The following is an 18,688-nucleotide window of genomic DNA, read 5'->3' as shown; positions in this document are numbered from 1 at the left end:
GCCTGCCGTCCATCGTATGTTCGATCAGCGCGGCCCGCTCAGTCGGCCGGACGGCCGCCGCGGGGGCCGAGCACGCAGAACTCGTTGCCCTCCGGGTCCGCCAGCACCACCCAGGGCTGCTCGCCCTGGCCCACGTCGGCATGGCGCGCGCCCAGCTCCAGCAGGCGGGCCACCTCGGCCGCCTGGTCCTCCGGCCGGAAGTCGAGGTGCAGCCGGTTCTTGACGGTCTTGTCCTCCGGCACCGGGACGAACAGCAGCCCGGGCAGCCGGTCGGGCGCCGGGCGGATCTCGTACTCGTCGGGCGCGTCGTTCACCACGACCCATCCCAGCGCCTCGGCCCACCAGCGTCCGAGCGCCGCCGGATCGGCCGCGTCGACGTTCACCTGCTCCCACTCCAAGGTCATGCGGACAGCGTAGGGAAGACTGGGCTCCATGAACGACACCGCGACACAGGGAGGGACCCGCATGACGCGCCCGATCACGGCAGGTGTGGACGGTTCGGAGGAGAGCCTGGCCGCGCTGGCCTGGGCCGCCAGGGAGGCGGTCCGCCGGGAGGCGCCGCTGCGTGTCGTGCACGCCTGGCGGTTCGCCTCGCGGGACACGGACGGCCCCACGGACCGGGAGGCGCAGGAGCGCGGGATCCGGGACTCGGTGGCCGAGTCGGTCCGGACCGTCACCGAGCGCCACCCGGACCTCACGGTCTCCACGGAGATCCGCGAGGCCGACGACGCCGTCGCCGCGCTGCTCGCCGCCACGGCCGACACCGAGACGCTCGTGCTCGGGTCGCGCGGGCACGGGGCGGTCGTCGGCTTCCTGCTCGGCTCCGTCGGCCAGCAGGTGATCGCCGAGTCGCCCCGGCCCGTCGTGCTCGTGCGCGCCGGGGACGAGGCCGCGACCGAGGCCGCGGGGCGCGAGGTCGTCGTGGGTCAGCAGGGGGAGCCCGAGGACAGCGCCGACGTGATCGGTTTCGCCTTCGAGGCCGCCGCCGCGCGCGGCGCCACCGTGCGCGCCGTGCGCGCCTGGGCCCTGCCGACGGTGTTCACCTACAGCCCGGGCTCGATGCGCCTCGCCGACGAGGCCGGGGGCCTGGAGCAGTACGAGCGCAAGGCGCTCGGCGAGGCGCTGGCGCCGTGGCGCGAGCGCTTCCCCGACGTCCCGGTGATCGAGCACGTCGAGATGGGCAGCGCGGGTCAGGTGCTGCTGTCGGTGGCCGGTGGCGCCCAGCTCATGGTCGTCGGCCGCCGGGCCCGCCGTACGGCCGTCGGCGCCCGGATCGGCTCCGTGGCGCACGGGGTGCTGCACCACGCCGACTGCCCGGTGGCGGTGGTCCCGCACACGTGACGGGCCGCTGCGCCGCTCAGTCCGCCGTGGGCTCCAGGGTCTCCCGGGCCCGCGGCAGGATGGTCGTGATGTAGTCCTCGACGGCGGTGTCCAGGCCGATGTCGTGCTGGGCGCGCTCGGACAGGAACCAGCGGTGCTCCAGCAGCTCGTGGTAGATCTCGGCGGCGTCCATCGCGCCGCGCAGCTCCACCGGCACGGCGCGCACGGTGGGCCGGAAGACCTCGCGCACCCAGCGGTGGGCGAGGACCTCGGGGCGGGCCCCCAGGGGGTCGCCCGGGGCGTAGTCGTCCTGGGTGGCCATCCAGCTCTCCAGGTCGTTCAGCAGCCGCCGGGCCTGGTTCTCCTCGGCGTCCAGGCCGGTCAGGCGCAGCAACTGGCGCTGGTGGTGGCCGGCGTCGACGACCTTGGGCACGAAGGTGACCGTGTCGCCGTTGGAGGCGTGCTCGATCTGCATCTCGGCCACGTCGAAGCCGAGGTCGTTGAGCCGCCGGATCCGGCGCTCGATGTAGTGGTACTTGCCCGCCGGGTAGACGGAGGTGCGGGTCAGCTCCTCCCACAGGCGCCGGTAGCGGGCGCAGATCTCGGTGCCGAAGTCGATCGGGTCGACGGAGGGGTGCAGGGCGCCGGAGGCCTCCAGGTCGAGCAGCTCACCGCTGATGTTGACCCGGGCGAGGTCGAGGTCGTAGTCGCGCTGCCCGTCGCTCAGCCGGGGGTGCAGGTCACCGGTCTCGGCGTCCACCAGGTAGGCGGCGTAGGCGCCCGCGTCGCGCCGGAAGAGGGTGTTGGAGAGCGAGCAGTCGCCCCACGCGAAGCCGGCTAGGTGCAGCCGGACCAGCAGCACCGCCAGGGCGTCCATCAGGCGGTGCATGGTCGCCGGGCGGAGCGTCGTCTCGAACATCGACCGGTACGGCATGGAGCCGCCGAGGTGGCGGGTGATCAGCACCGGTTCCAGCGGCTCGCCGGCGGCGTCCGTCCGGCCGGTGACCACGGCGAGCGCGTCCACCGCGGGGATGGCGAGCCGGTCCAGGTCGCGCAGCAGCTGGTACTCGCGGAGCGCCGGGCGTTCGGCCAGCTCCTTGACGGCGATCACCTCGTCCCCGGCGCGTGCGTAGCGGACGACGTGCCGTGAGATGCCGCGCGGCAGCGGGACGAGGTACTCCTCGGGCCACTGCTCCAGGGGCGTCTGCCACGGCAGTTCGAGCAGGAGCGCGGGGTGCTCCGGATTGGTGGCGCTGATCTGCAAGGCCATGCCCCGACTCTAGAACGCCCGTTCCCGGGCCCGTCGGGCGGCTTCCTTCACCGGCCCGCGGTGGACGGGACCGTGCCCGGGGAGCAGGACGTCGCCGTCCAACCCGGCCAGGACGTCGAGGGAGGCCGCGGTGCGTGCCCGGTCGTGGTGGAACATGCCGGGCAGCAACTGCGGCCCCGTGGTCCGGGACGTGGCGTGCCCGCTCACCAGCGCGTCGCCGGAGATCACCACTCCGGCGTCCGGGAGGTGGTAGGCGCAGTGCCCGTCGGTGTGCCCGGGGGTGTGGACGGGGACGGGCCGGCCGGGCAGGTCGAGCGGGCCGTCGGCGGGGAGGGGTTCCGGCGAGGTCACCGGGTGCTGCTCGGTACCGCCGGAGCGCAGCACGTGCACCGCCCAGGGCAGCACGCCCGGACGCCAGGCGTTGCGCAGCACCGTGCCGACCGGTACCTGCTGGAGGAAGTCCCGGCGGGCGTGCGGGACTTCGGCCTCGTGCAGGAGGACCGGGGTGCCGTGGGCGGCCCGCAGGTACTCGGCCGAGCCCAGGTGGTCGTTGTGGGCGTGGGTGATCAGCACCGCCACGACCGCCTCCGGCGCGCTCCCGACCTCGGCGAGCGAGGCGAGGAGCTGTGCGCGGTCGCCGGGATACCCGGTGTCGACCAGTGTGACGGCGTCCCCGTCCGTCAGGATCACCCAGTTGGTGTGGGAGCCGTGCACCAGGTAGGTGCCCTCCCCGACGTGCCGCACCCGTGCCCGCATGATCGTCCCGCCACTCCGCTCGTTCCGGTTCGCCGGTACCAGGGAAGCAGGCCGGGGGAGCGGCGGCGGTGCGGGCCCCCACAGGCGGCTCAGCGCACGCCGTGCGGGCGGAACTGGACGCTGATGCGGGGCCCGGCGGCCCGGGTGCTCTTGGGGACGCAGTGCTCCCAGGTGCGCTGGCAGGAGCCGCCCATCACGATCAGGTCGCCGTGGCCGAGCGGCCGGCGCACCGTGGGGCCGCCCCCGCCCGCCGGGCGCAGGAGCAGGTCACGGGGCGCGCCGACCGAGAGGATGGCGACCATCGTGTCCTGCCGCGCTCCCCGCCCGATCCGGTCACCGTGCCAGGCGACGCTGTCCCGGCCGTCGCGGTAGTGGCACAGCCCGGCGGTGGTGAACGGTTCGCCCAGCTCGGCGGCGTAGTGCGCGGACAGCGCGTCACGCGCCTCGGTGAGCAGCGGATGCGGCAGCGCGTCGCCCGCGCCGTAGAACGCGAGCAGCCGGGGGACGTCCACCACCTGGTCGTACATGGCGCGCCGCTCCGCACGCCACGGGACCTCGGCGGCCAGCCGCTCGAAGAGCGCGTCGGCGCCGCTCAGCCAGCCGGGGAGGAGGTCGATCCAGGCCCCGGAGCCGAGGGGGGTGCGGCGCACTCCGGCGAGCGGGCCGAGCCGGACCTCGTCGGTCTGGTCGAAGAGCGAGCCTTGGAGGTGCGTGGTCATGCCACCAGCGTACCCCGTGTTCGAAAGTGTGTTCTATAGCTGACCGGGCCCCTTTCGATACACCGGTGTATCCGATACATTCGCGCATCCGAGCCGGGAGAAAGGGGCCGGACATGACGGCGAAGGCGACCACAGGGCGGGTGACCAGGCGGCGCGTGCGCACCCGCGCGAACCTCCTGGACGCCGCGTTCGCGGTGTTCGCCGCCAAGGGCTTCGGACGGGTGTCGATCGAGGAGGTCTGCGAGGCGGCCGGGTACAGCCGGGGCGCCTTCTACTCCAACTTCGACAGCCTCGACGAGCTCTTCTTCGCCCTCTACCGGCAGCGGGCCGGCCTGATCGCCGAGCAGGTGTCCGCCGCCCTCGCCTCCGACGGCCCCGATCTGGACGTGCCCGCCGCCGTGGAGCGCGTCACCGAGGTGCTGCTCCTCGACCGGGACTGGCTCCTGGTGAAGACGGACTTCCTGGTGCACGCCGCCCGCGACCCGGAGGTCGCCCGGACCCTGCTGGAGCACCGGGCCCGCCTCAGGGGGGCGATCGCCGACCGGTTGGCCCGGGCCCGCGGACACACCGCCCTGCCGGTCGTGCTCGGCGATGCCGAGGGGGCCGCGCACGCCGTGGTCGCCGCTTACGACGGAGTCACCACCCAACTGCTCCTGGACCGGGACGTCGAGCACGCCCGGGCCTGGCTGGGGCGGCTGCTCACCGCGCTGCTCGTCGAGGGCAGCACGAGTCACTGACAACCACACGAGTCACTGACGACAACAGGAAGGACGGTCGCCATGGATGCCGACGTCATCGTGGTCGGAGCGGGTCTGGCGGGCCTGGTCGCGGCCCACGAACTGACCAGCCGGGGCCGGAGGGTCGCCCTCGTCGACCAGGAGAACGCCGCCAACCTGGGCGGGCAGGCCTTCTGGTCCTTCGGCGGCCTCTTCCTCGTGGACTCCCCGGAGCAGCGCCGTCTCGGCGTGAAGGACTCCTTCGACCTGGCCTGGAACGACTGGCAGGGCAGCGCGGGCTTCGACCGGACCGAGGACGAGGACTCCTGGGCGGTGCGCTGGGCGCGGGCGTACGTCGAGTGGGCGGCGGGGGAGAAGCGGTCCTGGCTGGCCGGGCACGGCATCACCTTCCTGCCCACCGTCGGCTGGGCCGAGCGCGGCGACCTGAGGGCCGGCGGGCACGGCAACTCCGTGCCCCGCTTCCACATCGCCTGGGGCACCGGTACGGGCGTCGTCGAGCCGTTCGTGAAGTACGCCCGCCGAGCCGCCCGCGACGGGCTGCTCACCTTCCACCACCGCCACCGCGTGGACCAGGTGATCGTCGAGGACGGCACCGCGCGCGGCGTGCGCGGCACGGTCCTCGCCGAGGACACCTCGCCCCGGGGCGTCGCCTCCAGCCGCGAGGCGACCGGTGAGTTCGCACTCACCGCCCAGGCCGTGATCGTCACCTCCGGAGGCATCGGCGCCGACCACGACACCGTCCGCCGCCACTGGCCCGAGCGTCTCGGCACCCCGCCCGCCGAGATGGTCACCGGGGTCCCCGCCTACGTCGACGGCCGGATGCTCGACATCAGCGCGGAGGCGGGCGCCCGCCTGGTCAACCGCGACCGGATGTGGCACTACACCGAGGGGGTGCGCAACTGGGACCCCATCTGGCCCGGCCACGGCATCCGCATCCTGCCCGGGCCGTCCTCCCTGTGGTTCGACGCCCTGGGCCGCCGCCTGCCCGAGCCCTGCCTGCCCGGCTACGACACCCTCGGCACCCTGCGGCACCTGCGCACGGCCGACGGTCTCGCGGGGCACGACCACTCGTGGTTCATCCTCACCCGGAAGATCATCGAGAAGGAGTTCGCGCTCTCCGGCTCCGAGCAGAACCCCGACATCACCGCCAAGGACCGGGCCGGGTTCCTGCGCGAGCGCGTCCTGGGCAAGGGTGCCCCGGGCCCCGTGGCCGCCTTCCTGCGCGAGGGCGCCGACTTCGTGACCGCGCCGAACCTGGAGCAACTGGTCGACGCGATGAACCGGTTGACCGACAAGCCGCTCCTGGACGCCGCCTCGATCCGGCGGCAGATAGAGGCCCGGGACCTGCAGCTGGCCAACCCGTACGCCAAGGACGCCCAGGTCCAGGGCATCCGCAACGCCCGCCGCTACATCGGCGACCGCCTCGGCCGGGTGGCCACCCCGCACCGCATCCTCGACCCGTCGGCGGGTCCGCTGATCGGCGTCAAGCTGCACATCCTCACCCGCAAGACCCTCGGCGGCATCCAGACGGACCTGGACTCCCGCGCCCTGGGCGCCGACGGCACCCCGGTGGGCGGCCTGTACGCGGCCGGTGAGGTGGCCGGGTTCGGCGGCGGCGGGGTGCACGGCTACAACGCGCTCGAGGGCACCTTCCTCGGCGGCTGCCTCTTCTCCGGGCGGGCGGCGGGCCGGGCCGCGGCACGGCAGACCGCCTGAGCGGCGGACGCGTCCGGCCGGCGGCTCACGCCGCTCACGCCCGGCACGCCGCTCACGCCCCTGGCGCCTCGTCGAGAAGGCGGCGCAGCACGGACGCGTGGCTCCGCCCGGGGGACTTGGACGCGGTCAGCAGCGTCACGTCCCCCCGGCGGGCCAGCTCCCGCAGCTGGTCGAGGAGCTCGGCCGCCTCCGGGGCGGCCAACTCCGCCTCGTAGCGCGCGGCGAACTCCTCGTAGGGGCCTTCGCCCGCGTGGTACCAGCGGCGCAGTTCGGTCGACGGGGTCAGACCCTTGGGCCACGCGTCGACCTGGGACGCGTCCTTCGCCACCCCCCGCGGCCACAGCCGGTCCACCAGCACCCGTACGCCGTCGTCCGGCGCGGGCGGGTCGTAGACGCGGTGCACACGCACGGTCATGGCCGGTCCTTCCGCGGGTGGTTGTGCCGGGGTTCGGCGTCCGGCCGCCGGGGGCGACCGCGCCGCGCCGTGGTCAGGCGGACCGCCGGCGCACGGCCTCGCGCCGCTTGAGCGCACGGCGTTCCAGTTCACTGGTCCCGCCCCAGACGCCGATGGTCTGCCCCGTGTCGAGGGCCCAGCGCAGACACTGCTCCTGCACGGGGCAGCCCCGGCAGACCGTCTTGGCCTGCTCGGTCTGCAACGCGGCCGGTCCGGTGGTGCCGATCGGGAAGAACAGGTCGGGGTCCTCCGCGCGGCACGCGGCGTGCTCTCGCCAGTTGTCCATCAAAGTCACCTGCGATCGGTATCGTTCGCGCTTTCGGGAATGGTTTGCTCCGTTGCGGGTGACCGTTCGCCACCGGTGTGAAACCGGCTGTGTCGTTTTCGCCCCGGGGCGCGCCTAGGTCCGCAGGGCCCGCGCCGCCGCCGAGACCACCGCGTCGGCCACGGTGGCCAGCGCCGGGGAATCGAGCTTCCACTGCTGCCAGTACAGCGGGATCTCCACCGCCAGATCCGGGGCGAAGTCGACGAGCCGGCCCGTGCGCAGCAGCGGTTCCGCCTGCGGTTCGGGCACCATGCCCCAGCCCAGGCCGGCGGCGACCGCCTCGACGAACCCCTCCGAGGTCGGTACGTAGTGCCGCGCGGGACCCGCGTCGCCGTGGCCGAGCCGGCGCGCGAAGCCGTCCTGGAAGTCGTCCCGCCGGTCGAAGACCACCACCGGCGCCGCCACGATCGACCGGCGCAGCGGCTCGGCCAAGTGCCGGGCCGCGAAGGCGGGTTCGGCACAGGGGAGGTACCGCATCCGGCCCAGGTGCCGGACGGTGCAGCCCGGGACGGGATCGGGCGACGAGGTCACCGCGGCCATCACCACGCCCTCCCGCAGCAGGGTCGCCGTGTGGTCCTCGTCCTCGCGGCGCAGCTCGAAACAGAGCCGCGGGTCCCGGGGCATCCGCGTGAGCGCGCCCAGGAACCAGGTGGCGAGCGAGTCCGCGTTGACCGCCACCGAGACCCGCGTCGGCTCCCCGGCCCCGCTGAGCCCCAGCTCGGCGTACGCGTCCCGCTCCAGCCTGGCCACCTGACGGGCCAGCCGTACCAGCACGGTGCCGGAGTCCGTCGGACGCACCGGCTTGGTGCGCAGCAGCAGCACCCGGCCGGTGCGCTGCTCCAGCGCCTTCACCCGCTGACTGACCGCCGACGGTGTCACGTGCAGGGCCGCGGCCGCCGCGTCGAAGGTGCCCTCGTCCACCACCGCCAGCAGGGTGCGCACCTGATCGAGGGGAAGGTCCGCGAACGCAACCGGACCCGTCGTCGCCGCTGCCTCCGGTGTCATCACAAGGCCTAATGTTACGTAAGAATCTTTAGCTGTACCTCCTGTGATCGCTCGCTTAGCGTCGGGAACATGACCAACGCCCTCACCGCCGCGGCCGCCGGCTTCGGCACCGGCCTCTCGCTCATCGTCGCCATCGGAGCCCAGAACGCCTTCGTCCTGCGCCAGGGGATCCGCCGCGACGCGGTCCTCGCGGTGGTCGGCATCTGCGCCCTGTCCGACGCCCTGCTGATCACGCTCGGGGTCGGCGGGGTCGGCGCGGTGGTGGTGGCCTGGCCCGGCGCGCTGACCGCGATCGGCTGGGTCGGGGGCGCGTTCCTGCTCTGCTACGGCGCCCTGGCCGCCCGGCGGGTGTTCCGGCCGGCCGGCGCGCTGCGGGCGGACGGCGAGGTCGCGGGCTCGCGCCGCCGGGCCGTCCTCACCTGCCTGGCGCTCACCTGGCTCAACCCGCACGTCTACCTCGACACGGTCTTCCTGCTGGGCTCGGTCGCCGCCGACCAGGGACCGCTGCGCTGGACCTTCGGCGTGGGTGCCGCGGTCGCCAGCCTGTGCTGGTTCGCCGCGCTCGGCTTCGGCGCGCGCTACCTCGGCCGCTTCCTGGCCCGGCCCGCGGCCTGGCGGGTCCTGGACGGACTGGTCGCCACGACCATGATCGTCCTCGGGGTCACGCTCATCACCGGGGCCTGAGCGGGGACGCGAACCGGCCACGCGGACGCAGGGTGTCCGGGCGGGACTGGGATAGTGGGCGCGCAACCGAAAGATGTAACAAGCACGTAGGAAGCGCGTGGACACGAGTGAGAGCAGTGAGAGCGGTACCGGAGCAGGGGCGAAGGACCCCGACCCGCGGCAGGGAGGCCGGAGGCGCGGATGGCGCCGCTGGGCCATGGACACCCGCCCGCTGCGCCGCCCGGCCTACCGCAGGCTGTGGTCCTCCACCATCGTCACGGCGGTCGGCAGCCAGCTCACCGCCGTGGCCGTGCCCAAGCAGATCTACGACATCACCGGCTCCTCGGCCTGGGTCGGCGCCGCGAGCCTCGCCGGCCTGCTGCCGCTGATCGTGTTCGCGCTGTGGGGCGGGGCGGTCGCCGACACCATGGACCGCCGCAAGCTGCTGCTGATCACCAACGTCGGCATCGCCGTGACCTCGCTGCTCTTCTGGGTGCAGGCCGTCACCGGCATGGAGTCGGTCGCCGCCCTGATGCTGCTGCTCGCGCTCCAGCAGGCCTTCTGGGGCCTGAACGCCCCGGCGCGCAACGCCTCGATCGCCCGGCTCGTCCCCGACGACGAACTCGCCGCCGCGAACGCCCTCGGCTCGACCGTCATGCAGACCGGACAGGTGGTCGGCCCGCTGCTGGCCGGCGCCCTGATCCCGGTCGTCGGACTGGCCGAGCTGTACCTGATCGACGCACTGGCCCTGTGCGTCACCGTCTGGGCGGTCCACCGGCTCCCGGCGCTGCCGCCGCTGTCGGGTGCCGCGGTCCGGCGCGCGGGCGTGCGCGAGGTCGTGGCCGGCTTCCGCTACATCGCGCGCCACAAGGTGCTGCTGCTGTCCTTCCTGGCCGACATCGTCGCCATGGTCCTCGGCATGCCCCGCGCCCTGTTCCCGCAGCTCGCCGCCGAGGGCTACGCCGGCCACGGCGAAGGACTCGCCCTCGGTCTGCTGTTCGCGGCGATACCCGTCGGCGCGGTGGCCGGCGGGGTGTTCTCCGGCACCTTCTCCCGGGCGCGCCGCCACGGGTGGATGGTGATCGGCGCGGTGGTGGTCTGGGGCGCCGCGATCGCCGGCTTCGGGCTGAGCTCCAGCCTGTGGGTCGCGGTGGCCTTCCTCGTCGTGGCGGGCGTCGCGGACATGGTGTCCATGGTGTTCCGTGGCGCGATCCTGCTGTCCGCCGCGACCGACGAGATGCGCGGGCGGATGCAGGGCGTCTTCACCGTCGTCGTGGCGGGCGGCCCCCGCCTGGCCGACGTCCTGCACGGCGGGGCGGGCTCCGCCGTCGGTGCACGGGAGGCGGTGGCCGGTGGCGGGCTGCTCGTCGTGGTGGTGATGCTGGCCCTGGCGGCCGCCGTCCCGGCGCTGCGGCGCTACCGGGTCTAGCCGCCCCCGCGGCGGGGGCCTCTCACAGGGACCCGCGTCCGTGCAGGGCGTAGTGCTCCATCAGCCGGCCCCTGGTGGTCTCCAGCCGGTGCGCGAGGATCTCGGCGACGGAGCGCACCAGCACGATGCCGAGCTGCGGGTCCTCCTCGCACAGGGCGAGTACCGAGGCCGCGTCGAACTCGTAGGCGCGCACCGGGCTGAAGGCCTCGGCGCCGAAGTCCCACTCGTAGGGCGGGAAGAGCCAGGACCAGCCGAGCAGGTCACCCGCGCCGAGGCTGGCGACCGTGACCTGCTGGAGGGACGTGACCTGCTGGGTCAGGGAGACCGCGCCGGAGCGGACGACCCAGAACCGGTCGGCCCGGCCGCCGGCCTCGAAGATCCGGGTGTCCTCGGGGAAGGAGACCTCCCGGGCGAGTGCCGTAAGCCGTCCGCGCTGGGGCTGGGGGAGGGCGGTCAGCAGTTTGATCGCTTTGGTCATGGCACGGGGCTCCTCGCCGGCGATTCGGTTCCGGGGCTTTCCCTATGCCCATTTCAGTCGCTGTCGGCGCCCTGAGCACCTCGGCGGACGGCGGATCCCGGACGGATTTCGTGCCGGAACCGGGGGCGGGGGCGCGAGGGCGTGAAAAAGCCCTGGCTGGACGGGGGAAGCCAGCCAGGGCCGTAAGCGGTGACGTACGAAGGACATTCGGTCGACTCCGTCGCCACGTATGGATGAACGCTAAACCATCTTCGGCGGATCCGGGAAACCGGGACCCGGTCACGTGACCTGTTTCACGCGCCACCCCAGGGCCACATGCCGCCCCAGGGCCACATGCCGCTCCCGGACAAGCTGCCGCCCCCGGGCCGCCGGGTGGGCCCGGCCTCAGCCGCCGTTCTCCGCGACCACCCGCACCGTCTCCAGCGCGGGATCGCTCGGGTCCGGGAGGAACATCCCCGCCTCCAGGCCGCTGCGCAGATACCGCAGGACCGGCTCGGCCAGCCGCTCGCCGGGCAGGACGGCCGGGATGCCGGGCGGGTACGGCGTGATCATCTCCGCCGCGATCCGACCGGCGGCCCGGTCGAGCGGCACGTCCTCGGTGGGTCCGAAGAACGCGTCCCTGGGCAGCATCACCTGCGGCATCCGCAGCCCGGTCGGCGACGGCACCTCCACGCGCGGGGCGGGAGCGAGATCCGGGGCGGCGTTCGCGAGGTCCTTGAGCGCGGTCAGCAGTTCCCCCGCGGTCTGGCGGTCGTCCCCGTGCGTGATCTGCACGCCGATGCGGCGGTGGTCCGTCAGGTGGGCGACGACAGACCGGTGCTCGCGCAACCAGTCCGCCGCCTGGTACCCCGAGACGCCCAGCCCGTCGAGGTCGATGACGACGGGCAGCGGGTCGAAGTCGTGGGCCATCCCGGGCGCGCAGAAGTCGTCCCGGTCGTTGACGTGCATGCCGTCGATCTCCTCGACCGCCGAACGCACCTCCGCCGCCAGCTTCAGCGCCTCGCCCATCAGCTCCTCACCGTGCAGCACCATCTGCCGGCGCCAGCCGTCCAACCCGGCGAAGATCAACGTCGAGGGGCTGGTGGTGTTCAGCAGGTCCGCCCGCATGCCCAGCACTTTTGGCGTGACCAGGTCGCCGCGGAGATGGAACACGGACCCCTGCTCCAGGCCGCTGCCCATCTTGTGGATGCTGGTCACGCAGATGTCGGCCCCCGCGTCCATCGCCCAGGAGGGCAGGTCGGGGTGGAAGGGCAGATGCGCGCCCCAGGCCTCGTCCACGATCAGCGGCGTCGAACGCCGGTGGCAGACCTCGGCGACGGCCCCCAGGTCGGCGCCGGCGCCGTAGGGGGTCGGGCTGGTGATCAGCGCGCCCTTGGCGTCGGGGTGGGCGGCGAAGGCCTTCTCGAACTCCTCGGCGGACGGCGGATGGGCCAGGTGCCGCTCGGCGTCCCAGCGCGGCTCCACCCACACCGGCTCGATGCCGGACAGGATCAGCCCCGAGACGACGGCCTTGTGCGCGTCCCGGCCGATGAGCAGCTTCTCGTGCGGCCCCGCGACCGCCAGCATCGCCGCCTTCACCGAGAGGGAACTCCCGCACGTCGTGAAGAACGTGTGGTCCGCGTGCACGGCGTCCGCCATCAGATCCTGGGCGCGCTGCAGCACCCGCCCCCGGGTGAGCCGGTCGTCCAGTCCGCCGATCGCCAGGACGTCCCCGTAGAAGACGGCGTCTCCCAGCACCTCGCGCACCGCGGGGTCGGCCCCCCGCGCCTGCTTGTGCCCCGGCGGCGTGAACGACAGCCGTCCCTCGCGGCGGTAGTCGACGAGGGCTTCGAGAACGGGTGCTCGGGTGTGGTCGGCTGTCATGCCGGTCCGGTTTCCCGGCGCCCACCCGGTCAATCAGCCCCGTGGCCCGTCACGCTGCGTTCCTGCCCGGCGTCAGCACCTCGTCCAGCACCCGCAGGACGGCCTCGTAGGCCAGCGACCGCACCGCGGCCTCATGGGAGCCCTCCGGATCGGTCGTCCGCAGCTCGTCCCTCCGCCCCCGCCAAGTCCGCTCCTGCTCCAGCGCGCAGGCCCGCGCACGGTGCATCCGGCGCAGCAGTTCATCCGCGTCCACAACATCCGTCATGCCTTCCGTTTACCCCCGTGCGGCGCCGGGATGGCTGTTGCGCCGTACGGAGGCGGGGAGGTTTGGCACCACCGGCAGAGGTGAGCCGACAGTGACGGGGCCGCACGGCGCGCTCATCGCGCGGAGCCGGCCCGACCCGGTACGTCTCACCCCCCAAGGGAGCTGACGGATGTGTGACAGCCACACCACCGAAACCGTCGTCGACCCGTACGACGCGGACCGGCACCGGCGGTTCCGGCCGTGCAAACCCGCCGAGGCGCGCAGGACCGTCGAACGCGTCGTCACCGCCCGCGGCGCCGCCGACGGCCGGGCCGTGTGCGACGCCGCCGCCCTGTCGGACGCCGTGCTCGTCGCCTCGGAACTGACCACCAACGCGATCCTGCACGGCGGCGGCATCACCGACTTCCAGGTCGACGTCGTCGGCCCCGGCGTGCGCCTGTCGGTGAGCGACCGCAGCCACGACCTGCCGGTGGCGGTGCCACGCACCGACCCCCAGGGCCGGCGCCGCGTCGGCGGCCGGGGCTGGCCGATCGTCTGCCGGCTCGCCTCCGACGTGCGCGTGGCAGACCTTCCCGCGGGAGGCAAGTGCATCACCGTGGTCGTTCCGCTGTCCTGAGTACTTTTCGAAAAGCGGAGTTTGTTCCCCCGGGGTGGGGGCAGTCGCAAGTTCGTGCTTCGGACCGGAGGCGCAGCAGCGGGAGCGGTATGGCTGCGCGGGCCCTCCGGGTGAGGTCACCCGGACAGCACCGTTCCCGCGGAATGTTCCCCTGAGACCACCGTTCAGGAGCGATCCGCATGCTCATCGAAACACCCACCGTCCCCGGAACCCCCGCCGAGCCCGCCCACACGTCCGACACCACCGCCCGTCGCCGGCACGACGACGCCCCCGACACCATGGCCCTCTTCGGACGGCTGGCGGGTCTGGAGGACGGGCCGGAACGCGACGCGGTCCGCGACGAGCTCGTCACCGCCTGGCTGCCCATGGCCCACCGGATCGCGGGCCGCTTCAGGGACCGCGGCGAGTCCATCGAAGACCTGCGCCAGGTCGCGGCGCTCGGCCTGGTGAAGGCCATCGACCGCTTCGACCCGGAGCGCGGGGCCTTCGAGAGCTATGCCGTGCCCACCATCACCGGTGAGGTCAAGCGTCACTTCCGCGACCGGATGTGGGCCCTGCGGGTGCCCCGCCGGGTCCAGGAACTGCGCAACAAGGTGCGGGTGGCCCGGCGCGAGCTGACCCAGAACCCGGGCAGCCCCGAACCCTCGGTGGCCGCCCTCGCCGCGCACACCGGACTGACCGAGGACGAGGTCAGCGCGGGCATGGAGGCGCTGGAGAGCTTCAGCACCCTGTCGCTGGACGCGGAACTCTCGGCCGGCGACGACGGCTACAGCCTCGCGGACACCCTCGGTGCCGCGGACGGCTCGTACGACACCGTGATCGACCGCGAGTCCGCCAAGGAAGGGCTGCGCAGGCTGCCCGAGCGCGAGCGGGCCATCCTCTACATGCGCTTCTTCGAAGACATGACACAGAGCCGTATAGCCGATCGTCTCGGCATCTCGCAGATGCACGTCTCGCGGCTCATCAGCCGCAGCTGCGCCCGAGTGCGCGACGAGGCACTGGGACAGCGCCCGGGCCACCGGGGCACCGGCCGCACGACCCGCGGCTGACGCGCCGCCGATGACCGCAGGAGGAACGAGACGGATGCTGACGCCCCACCCTGCCGTGCTGCGCAGACTCGTCGAGGCCTACGAGGCCTCGGCGGCGTGCGAGCCCGCCGACGACGCGGGCGGACCGGGCCCCCGGACCCGGGACCTGGCGTACACGCTGTGCGTGTCGACCGGCACGCGGGACGTGCGGCACGCCCTGGAGGCCGCGCGGCGCCAGCTAGGGGCCGCTCCGGTCCCGGCGTCCGGGTCCGCCGAACCCGCCCTGGCGGTGGACTGACCCGGGGGACGGGTCGGGGAAGGTGTGGTGACCCGGCTGCCCGCACACCGCTCGTCGGTGTGCGGGCAGCCGGGGTGTGTGCCCGGTACGACGGGGCATGCGGAATCTCGGGAGGGGATGCTTCACATGAACGCGAATGTTCTGGCACGTTCCGGCCGCGGCCGGGCCCGTAGGGCGGCAGGCGGATCGACCGCCGAGGGAGCCGCGCGAGCGGGACTCACCGCACGCGGCGTCATCTACCTGCTGGTCGGCATCCTGGCCCTGCAGATCGCCTTCGGCACCGGAGATCACGAGGCGGACCGGGGCGGTGCCCTGGCCGAGCTGTCGGACAAGCCCTTCGGCGCGGTCCTGCTGTGGGCGCTCGGCGCCGGACTGGTCGGCATGGCGCTCTGGCGGCTGTCGGAGGCGCTCTTCGGCGTCACGGGCAAGGACGGCCACACCGCGAAGAAGCGGCTCCCGGCCGCCGCCCGCTGCGTCTTCTACTCGTTCGTCGCCTACTCGGTCCTCGCCTTCGCGGCCGGCTCCGGCGGTGGCGGCTCCAGTGACCGGCAGTCCCGGGACGTCACCTCCAGGGTGATGGAGATGCCCGCCGGGCAGTGGATCGTGGGCCTGGTCGGCGCCGGGATCGTCGTCGCCGGTGTCGTGATCGCCGTGCAGGCGCTGCGCCGCAGCTACCACAAGAAGCTGAAGCTGGGCGAGCTGAGCCCCCGGGCCCGGCGGCTGGTCGACATCACCGGCGTCGGGGGAGGAACGGCCCGTGGTGTCGTCTTCGCGGCCGCCGGAGCCTTCGCCGTGCGAGCCGCCGTCGACTACGAACCCGACCGGGCCAAGGGCCTGGACGACACCCTGCGCTCCTTCGCCGGCACCCCGCTCGGACCCTGGCTGCTGGTGTGCGTCGCCGCGGGTCTGGTGCTGTTCGGGGTGTTCTCCTTCGCCCTCGCGCGCTGGCGCAGGGTCTGAGCCGCGCGGCACGGGGAACACGGGTCGAATGAACGAACACGAGATTCCTCCGCCGGACGGACGTCCCGTGGACGTCTACCTCGACCTCCTGCGCGTGCGCATGGAGACCGACGACTACCAGTTGCTGCTCAGCGTGGTGGAACCCGTCCTCCAGGCGATCGACGAGCAGCAGATGCCCACCATCGACTTCTCCCTGGACGGGGACAACGCCGAGGCGCTGCCCCAGGAGATCAGGGACGAGGCCGCGCTGGTCATCGCCACCGCGGTCACCGGGCGGCTGGACAACGAGGTCGTCGAGATCAGCACCGACGAGACCGGCCCGGTGCGGGTCGTCACCGACGCCGCCACCGCCTCCGACCCCGCACGCCTCGAGGAGATAGCCGACTACCTCAAGGAACGCCACGTGCAGAACGAGGAACTGCGCGGCATCGCCGAGGCCAGCGGTCTGCCCAGCGACTTCTGACCCTCACCCCCGCGGTGTCCTGACGGGGACACCCAGGGGCCGGGCGAGACCCACCACCGCTTCGTCCAGGCGCTCCAGGTGCCGCAGTACCCGGCCGGTGATCCGGCCGTACCGCGGCACCCCGGCGGCGTCCGGTTCCAGCAGCGACGCGATGCTCGGCCCGGTCTCCACCTCGGTCCGCGCGCCGTCGTCGGCGACCCGCGCGGCGATCGCCTCGATGTTGCGCACCGTGCGCCGCACGGCCCCGCGCAGCCGGGGGTCGGCGGCGATCGAGGGGTGCGTCGGCAGCAGCTCGGCGGTCGCCGCCAGCGACCGCGCGTGATACGCGCAGGTCTCCAGCAGGGCCACCACGTACTGGGCCGTGTCCCGCCGGGCCCGCAACGGCGTGATCGGGTGCGTGAGCGGCTGGGTGGCGGCCCGCAGATCGCCCAGGGCCTGGTCCAGCTCCCGTGCCGTGTCCAGCAGATCGGCCGCCGGCCCGCCACTGAGCTGGTCCACGGCGCCCTCGGTGACGTCCGTGAGCCGCTCCAGGACCGTCTCCAGCAGCTCGTTCGTCCGGCGGTCGGTGCGTATCGGCAGCACCAGCGCCGCCGCGACGATCCCGCAGGCCGCCCCGAGCGCCGTCTCCTCGATGCGCAGCAGCAGCACCGACAGACTGTAGGTGTGCAGCAGGGTGTAGAGCAGTCCCAGCATCGCGGTGACGAAGAACGACATCAGCGTGTAGGACAGCGGCGCCGTGTAGAACATCGCGAAGATCAGCAGCAGTACCAGGCCGAACGCGATCCAGGTGTGGTTGCCGACCAGGCCGGCCAGCACGATGCCCGCCACGACCCCCAGGACGGTGCCCAGCAGGCGACGGTAGCCCTTGACCAGGATCTCGCCCGTGGAAGCGGTGTTGATGAAGACGATCCAGCAGGTCAGGACCGCCCAGTACCAGCGCTGCGAGGACAGCAGCTCCCCGCCGACGATGGCGAGCGAGGACCCCACCGCGACCTGTACCGCGGCGCGGGTGGTGGGCCGCCGCAGCCCGGTGGGTTCCTCCTTGGGGGCGGCCTCCTCACCGGCCTCGATGGCCGCGTCCTCGGCGTCCAGTTCCTCCCGGGAGCGGGTCGTCGCCGGGGTGTCGTCCGACTCGTCCTGCGGCCCGTCCAGGGCGATCCGCAGGCCCATGACCGCGCGCGCGGTCTCACCGATGCCGCGGAACACGTCCTGCACCGCAGGGGTCGCCTCGGGCAGGTTCTCCTCGTCGCGGTAGCCGAGGAGGCGGTTGCGCAGATGGGACAGCGCGGTGCCGCGTGCCTCGGCGGGCGGCCGCAGCACCAGCGTGCGCAGCGCCCCGAGATCGCGGCGCAGGATCTCCGTGGCCTCACCGGGCGCCGGCGAGCGGCCCACCGCGGGCGCAGGCGCGCCCGGCAGGTGCAGGGTCAGGGTGTCCGCCCGCTCGGCGCTGCGCGCGGTCAGCAGCAGCAGGCCGAGGCGCTCGGAGGCGATCTCGGCGTCCGCGACGCGCCGCTGCACCAGCCGCGCCGTGGACTCGTCGGGGGTGCCCTCCGCCAGCCGGGACTGGATCATCAGAGCCGTCTCGTGCAGCCGCGCGGTGCCGTCCCGCAGGTGCTCCAGCGTCTTCTCGATCTCGTCCGGCCCCGCGTCCAGCAACTCGGCCTGAGTGGCGATCAGCTGGGCCAGCCGGGCCCGGAACGCCTGCCGCAAGCGCTGCAGGATGCCCGCGGGCGTCGCCGGCACCACCGCGAACCGCACCACCGCGCTGCACGCGAAGGCCACCGCGATGGCCCCCAGCAGCTCGGGCAGCACCGACACCTGGGCGCCGACGAACAGCGAGAGGAAGTAGACCTGGAAACCGATCAGCCCGAGGGCCGTGCCCCGGTCGCCGAACCTGCGCACGAAGACGGCGCAGAAGATCAGGACGACGAAGAAGGCGTCGCCGATGACGACCCGCGAGGCGAGCAGTGAACTGATCGACACCGAGGCCAGGGCCACGGGCAGCCCCAGCGCCAGCGTGACGGCCTGCGGGCCGGGCTCCTTCTCCCGGATGGCGAAGGTGGCGACCATCGCCGCGATGGCCCCCGCCACCAGGTGGGTGACGTCGGCGCCGAACACGGCGAGCACGGCGAGGGTGAGCGCGATGGCGCCCACCGTCCGCAGCCCCGCCGTCAGTCGCAACAGCCCGGGGTCGGACGCGGCGAGGCGGTCCCGCAGCCGTGTCCGCACCGAGCGCCCCGCTGCCTTCACGCCGCCGTACACCTACCCGTTCCACGACCGAACCCGGCCGGTTCGCGCCTAGATCCACTTCTCAGCATGCCAT

The 18,688-nt window shown here is 73.4% G+C and carries 21 protein-coding genes; 10 read left to right on the top strand and 11 right to left on the bottom strand.

The window, feature by feature from the left end; all coding sequences use genetic code 11:
• Positions 1-38: 38 nt before the first annotated feature.
• On the bottom strand, positions 39-404 hold the full coding sequence (locus ACGF5T_RS29015) for a VOC family protein (RefSeq protein ID WP_366767694.1): 366 nt from the start codon (positions 402-404) through the stop codon (positions 39-41).
• A 61-nt stretch (positions 405-465) separates the two neighbouring features.
• Between ACGF5T_RS29015 and ACGF5T_RS29010 the strand changes: the two genes are divergently transcribed.
• Positions 466-1,341, top strand: a complete 876-nt coding sequence (locus ACGF5T_RS29010; protein ID WP_356610767.1) for a universal stress protein — start codon at positions 466-468, stop codon at positions 1,339-1,341.
• A gap of 16 nt (positions 1,342-1,357) precedes the next feature.
• On the opposite strand, the gene ACGF5T_RS29005 is transcribed toward ACGF5T_RS29010, so the two are convergent.
• The 3 genes from ACGF5T_RS29005 to ACGF5T_RS28995 form a co-directional block, all read right to left on the bottom strand.
• Positions 1,358-2,590 carry a DUF4032 domain-containing protein gene (locus ACGF5T_RS29005; RefSeq protein WP_356610768.1) on the bottom strand — a complete coding sequence of 411 codons (1,233 nt, stop codon included), beginning with the start codon at positions 2,588-2,590 and terminating at the stop codon, positions 1,358-1,360.
• 9 nt (positions 2,591-2,599) lie between these two features.
• The gene (locus ACGF5T_RS29000) at positions 2,600-3,346 is read right to left on the bottom strand and encodes an MBL fold metallo-hydrolase (RefSeq protein ID WP_356610769.1); all 747 of its coding nucleotides are present in this window, start codon (positions 3,344-3,346) and stop codon (positions 2,600-2,602) included.
• Between the two features lie 89 nt (positions 3,347-3,435).
• Positions 3,436-4,065: an alpha-ketoglutarate-dependent dioxygenase AlkB gene (locus tag ACGF5T_RS28995; RefSeq protein WP_361017093.1), complete on the bottom strand. Its 630-nt coding sequence runs from the start codon at positions 4,063-4,065 to the stop codon at positions 3,436-3,438.
• 113 nt (positions 4,066-4,178) lie between these two features.
• Here ACGF5T_RS28995 and ACGF5T_RS28990 point away from each other — a divergent pair, with 113 nt between their 5' ends.
• Both ACGF5T_RS28990 and ACGF5T_RS28985 read left to right on the top strand, forming a co-directional pair.
• Positions 4,179-4,802 (top strand): TetR/AcrR family transcriptional regulator, encoded by a 624-nt coding sequence (locus tag ACGF5T_RS28990; RefSeq protein ID WP_361017095.1) that lies wholly within the window; start codon positions 4,179-4,181, stop codon positions 4,800-4,802.
• Between the two features lie 42 nt (positions 4,803-4,844).
• The gene (locus ACGF5T_RS28985; protein ID WP_366767693.1) at positions 4,845-6,518 is read left to right on the top strand and encodes an FAD-binding dehydrogenase; all 1,674 of its coding nucleotides are present in this window, start codon (positions 4,845-4,847) and stop codon (positions 6,516-6,518) included.
• A 52-nt stretch (positions 6,519-6,570) separates the two neighbouring features.
• On the opposite strand, the gene ACGF5T_RS28980 is transcribed toward ACGF5T_RS28985, so the two are convergent.
• The 3 genes from ACGF5T_RS28980 to ACGF5T_RS28970 all read right to left on the bottom strand — a co-directional run bounded on the left by ACGF5T_RS28980 (position 6,571) and on the right by ACGF5T_RS28970 (position 8,302).
• Complete coding sequence (locus tag ACGF5T_RS28980; protein ID WP_356610773.1) at positions 6,571-6,933, bottom strand: DUF488 family protein; 363 nt, start codon at positions 6,931-6,933, stop codon at positions 6,571-6,573.
• Between the two features lie 73 nt (positions 6,934-7,006).
• Entirely contained in the window at positions 7,007-7,258 is a 252-nt protein-coding gene (locus ACGF5T_RS28975; protein WP_053126994.1) for a WhiB family transcriptional regulator, read from the bottom strand.
• A gap of 114 nt (positions 7,259-7,372) precedes the next feature.
• Positions 7,373-8,302: a LysR family transcriptional regulator ArgP gene (locus ACGF5T_RS28970; protein ID WP_356610774.1), complete on the bottom strand. Its 930-nt coding sequence runs from the start codon at positions 8,300-8,302 to the stop codon at positions 7,373-7,375.
• 69 nt (positions 8,303-8,371) lie between these two features.
• Between ACGF5T_RS28970 and ACGF5T_RS28965 the strand changes: the two genes are divergently transcribed.
• Both ACGF5T_RS28965 and ACGF5T_RS28960 read left to right on the top strand, forming a co-directional pair.
• The gene (locus ACGF5T_RS28965) at positions 8,372-8,986 is read left to right on the top strand and encodes a LysE/ArgO family amino acid transporter (protein ID WP_366767692.1); all 615 of its coding nucleotides are present in this window, start codon (positions 8,372-8,374) and stop codon (positions 8,984-8,986) included.
• A gap of 97 nt (positions 8,987-9,083) precedes the next feature.
• A complete protein-coding gene (locus ACGF5T_RS28960) occupies positions 9,084-10,394 on the top strand; it encodes an MFS transporter (RefSeq protein ID WP_366767691.1) in 1,311 nt (436 codons plus the stop codon).
• Positions 10,395-10,416: 22 nt separating this feature from the next.
• On the opposite strand, the gene ACGF5T_RS28955 is transcribed toward ACGF5T_RS28960, so the two are convergent.
• The 3 genes from ACGF5T_RS28955 to ACGF5T_RS28945 all read right to left on the bottom strand — a co-directional run bounded on the left by ACGF5T_RS28955 (position 10,417) and on the right by ACGF5T_RS28945 (position 13,000).
• Positions 10,417-10,872, bottom strand: coding sequence for a cyclic nucleotide-binding domain-containing protein (locus tag ACGF5T_RS28955; RefSeq protein WP_356610777.1), 456 nt, complete (start codon positions 10,870-10,872; stop codon positions 10,417-10,419).
• A 384-nt stretch (positions 10,873-11,256) separates the two neighbouring features.
• Positions 11,257-12,735 carry an ornithine decarboxylase gene (locus ACGF5T_RS28950; RefSeq protein WP_366767690.1) on the bottom strand — a complete coding sequence of 493 codons (1,479 nt, stop codon included), beginning with the start codon at positions 12,733-12,735 and terminating at the stop codon, positions 11,257-11,259.
• Positions 12,736-12,784: 49 nt separating this feature from the next.
• Positions 12,785-13,000, bottom strand: coding sequence for a hypothetical protein (locus tag ACGF5T_RS28945; protein WP_366767689.1), 216 nt, complete (start codon positions 12,998-13,000; stop codon positions 12,785-12,787).
• A 169-nt stretch (positions 13,001-13,169) separates the two neighbouring features.
• Here ACGF5T_RS28945 and ACGF5T_RS28940 point away from each other — a divergent pair, with 169 nt between their 5' ends.
• The 5 genes from ACGF5T_RS28940 (at position 13,170) to ACGF5T_RS28920 (ending at position 16,365) form a co-directional block, all read left to right on the top strand.
• Positions 13,170-13,616 (top strand): ATP-binding protein, encoded by a 447-nt coding sequence (locus ACGF5T_RS28940; RefSeq protein ID WP_356610780.1) that lies wholly within the window; start codon positions 13,170-13,172, stop codon positions 13,614-13,616.
• 179 nt (positions 13,617-13,795) lie between these two features.
• Complete coding sequence (locus ACGF5T_RS28935; protein WP_356610781.1) at positions 13,796-14,665, top strand: SigB/SigF/SigG family RNA polymerase sigma factor; 870 nt, start codon at positions 13,796-13,798, stop codon at positions 14,663-14,665.
• 34 nt (positions 14,666-14,699) lie between these two features.
• Positions 14,700-14,942 (top strand): DUF5133 domain-containing protein, encoded by a 243-nt coding sequence (locus tag ACGF5T_RS28930; RefSeq protein ID WP_366767688.1) that lies wholly within the window; start codon positions 14,700-14,702, stop codon positions 14,940-14,942.
• A gap of 126 nt (positions 14,943-15,068) precedes the next feature.
• Positions 15,069-15,902 (top strand): DUF1206 domain-containing protein, encoded by an 834-nt coding sequence (locus tag ACGF5T_RS28925; RefSeq protein ID WP_366767687.1) that lies wholly within the window; start codon positions 15,069-15,071, stop codon positions 15,900-15,902.
• A gap of 28 nt (positions 15,903-15,930) precedes the next feature.
• Positions 15,931-16,365 carry a hypothetical protein gene (locus tag ACGF5T_RS28920; RefSeq protein WP_356610784.1) on the top strand — a complete coding sequence of 145 codons (435 nt, stop codon included), beginning with the start codon at positions 15,931-15,933 and terminating at the stop codon, positions 16,363-16,365.
• A 3-nt stretch (positions 16,366-16,368) separates the two neighbouring features.
• On the opposite strand, the gene ACGF5T_RS28915 is transcribed toward ACGF5T_RS28920, so the two are convergent.
• Positions 16,369-18,615: an FUSC family protein gene (locus tag ACGF5T_RS28915; protein WP_366767686.1), complete on the bottom strand. Its 2,247-nt coding sequence runs from the start codon at positions 18,613-18,615 to the stop codon at positions 16,369-16,371.
• Positions 18,616-18,688: the final 73 nt, after the last annotated feature.

The organism is Streptomyces sp. NPDC047853 (genome assembly GCF_043204535.1).
In the GTDB taxonomy this organism is placed as follows: Bacteria; Actinomycetota; Actinomycetes; order Streptomycetales; family Streptomycetaceae; genus Streptomyces.
The sequence above is the reverse complement of the archived record's forward strand: the minus strand, read 5'-3'. Positions and strand labels throughout refer to the sequence as shown.

Coding starts and splice junctions, on each gene's coding strand:
- ACGF5T_RS29015 (WP_366767694.1), bottom strand. CDS start 404: ATGACCTTGGAGTGGGAGCAGGTGAACGTCGACGCGGCCGATCCGGCG.
- ACGF5T_RS29010 (WP_356610767.1), top strand. CDS start 466: ATGACGCGCCCGATCACGGCAGGTGTGGACGGTTCGGAGGAGAGCCTG.
- ACGF5T_RS29005 (WP_356610768.1), bottom strand. CDS start 2,590: ATGGCCTTGCAGATCAGCGCCACCAATCCGGAGCACCCCGCGCTCCTG.
- ACGF5T_RS29000 (WP_356610769.1), bottom strand. CDS start 3,346: ATGCGGGCACGGGTGCGGCACGTCGGGGAGGGCACCTACCTGGTGCAC.
- ACGF5T_RS28995 (WP_361017093.1), bottom strand. CDS start 4,065: ATGACCACGCACCTCCAAGGCTCGCTCTTCGACCAGACCGACGAGGTC.
- ACGF5T_RS28990 (WP_361017095.1), top strand. CDS start 4,179: ATGACGGCGAAGGCGACCACAGGGCGGGTGACCAGGCGGCGCGTGCGC.
- ACGF5T_RS28985 (WP_366767693.1), top strand. CDS start 4,845: ATGGATGCCGACGTCATCGTGGTCGGAGCGGGTCTGGCGGGCCTGGTC.
- ACGF5T_RS28980 (WP_356610773.1), bottom strand. CDS start 6,933: ATGACCGTGCGTGTGCACCGCGTCTACGACCCGCCCGCGCCGGACGAC.
- ACGF5T_RS28975 (WP_053126994.1), bottom strand. CDS start 7,258: ATGGACAACTGGCGAGAGCACGCCGCGTGCCGCGCGGAGGACCCCGAC.
- ACGF5T_RS28970 (WP_356610774.1), bottom strand. CDS start 8,302: ATGACACCGGAGGCAGCGGCGACGACGGGTCCGGTTGCGTTCGCGGAC.
- ACGF5T_RS28965 (WP_366767692.1), top strand. CDS start 8,372: ATGACCAACGCCCTCACCGCCGCGGCCGCCGGCTTCGGCACCGGCCTC.
- ACGF5T_RS28955 (WP_356610777.1), bottom strand. CDS start 10,872: ATGACCAAAGCGATCAAACTGCTGACCGCCCTCCCCCAGCCCCAGCGC.
- ACGF5T_RS28950 (WP_366767690.1), bottom strand. CDS start 12,735: ATGACAGCCGACCACACCCGAGCACCCGTTCTCGAAGCCCTCGTCGAC.
- ACGF5T_RS28945 (WP_366767689.1), bottom strand. CDS start 13,000: ATGACGGATGTTGTGGACGCGGATGAACTGCTGCGCCGGATGCACCGT.
- ACGF5T_RS28940 (WP_356610780.1), top strand. CDS start 13,170: ATGTGTGACAGCCACACCACCGAAACCGTCGTCGACCCGTACGACGCG.
- ACGF5T_RS28935 (WP_356610781.1), top strand. CDS start 13,796: ATGCTCATCGAAACACCCACCGTCCCCGGAACCCCCGCCGAGCCCGCC.
- ACGF5T_RS28930 (WP_366767688.1), top strand. CDS start 14,700: ATGCTGACGCCCCACCCTGCCGTGCTGCGCAGACTCGTCGAGGCCTAC.
- ACGF5T_RS28925 (WP_366767687.1), top strand. CDS start 15,069: ATGAACGCGAATGTTCTGGCACGTTCCGGCCGCGGCCGGGCCCGTAGG.
- ACGF5T_RS28920 (WP_356610784.1), top strand. CDS start 15,931: ATGAACGAACACGAGATTCCTCCGCCGGACGGACGTCCCGTGGACGTC.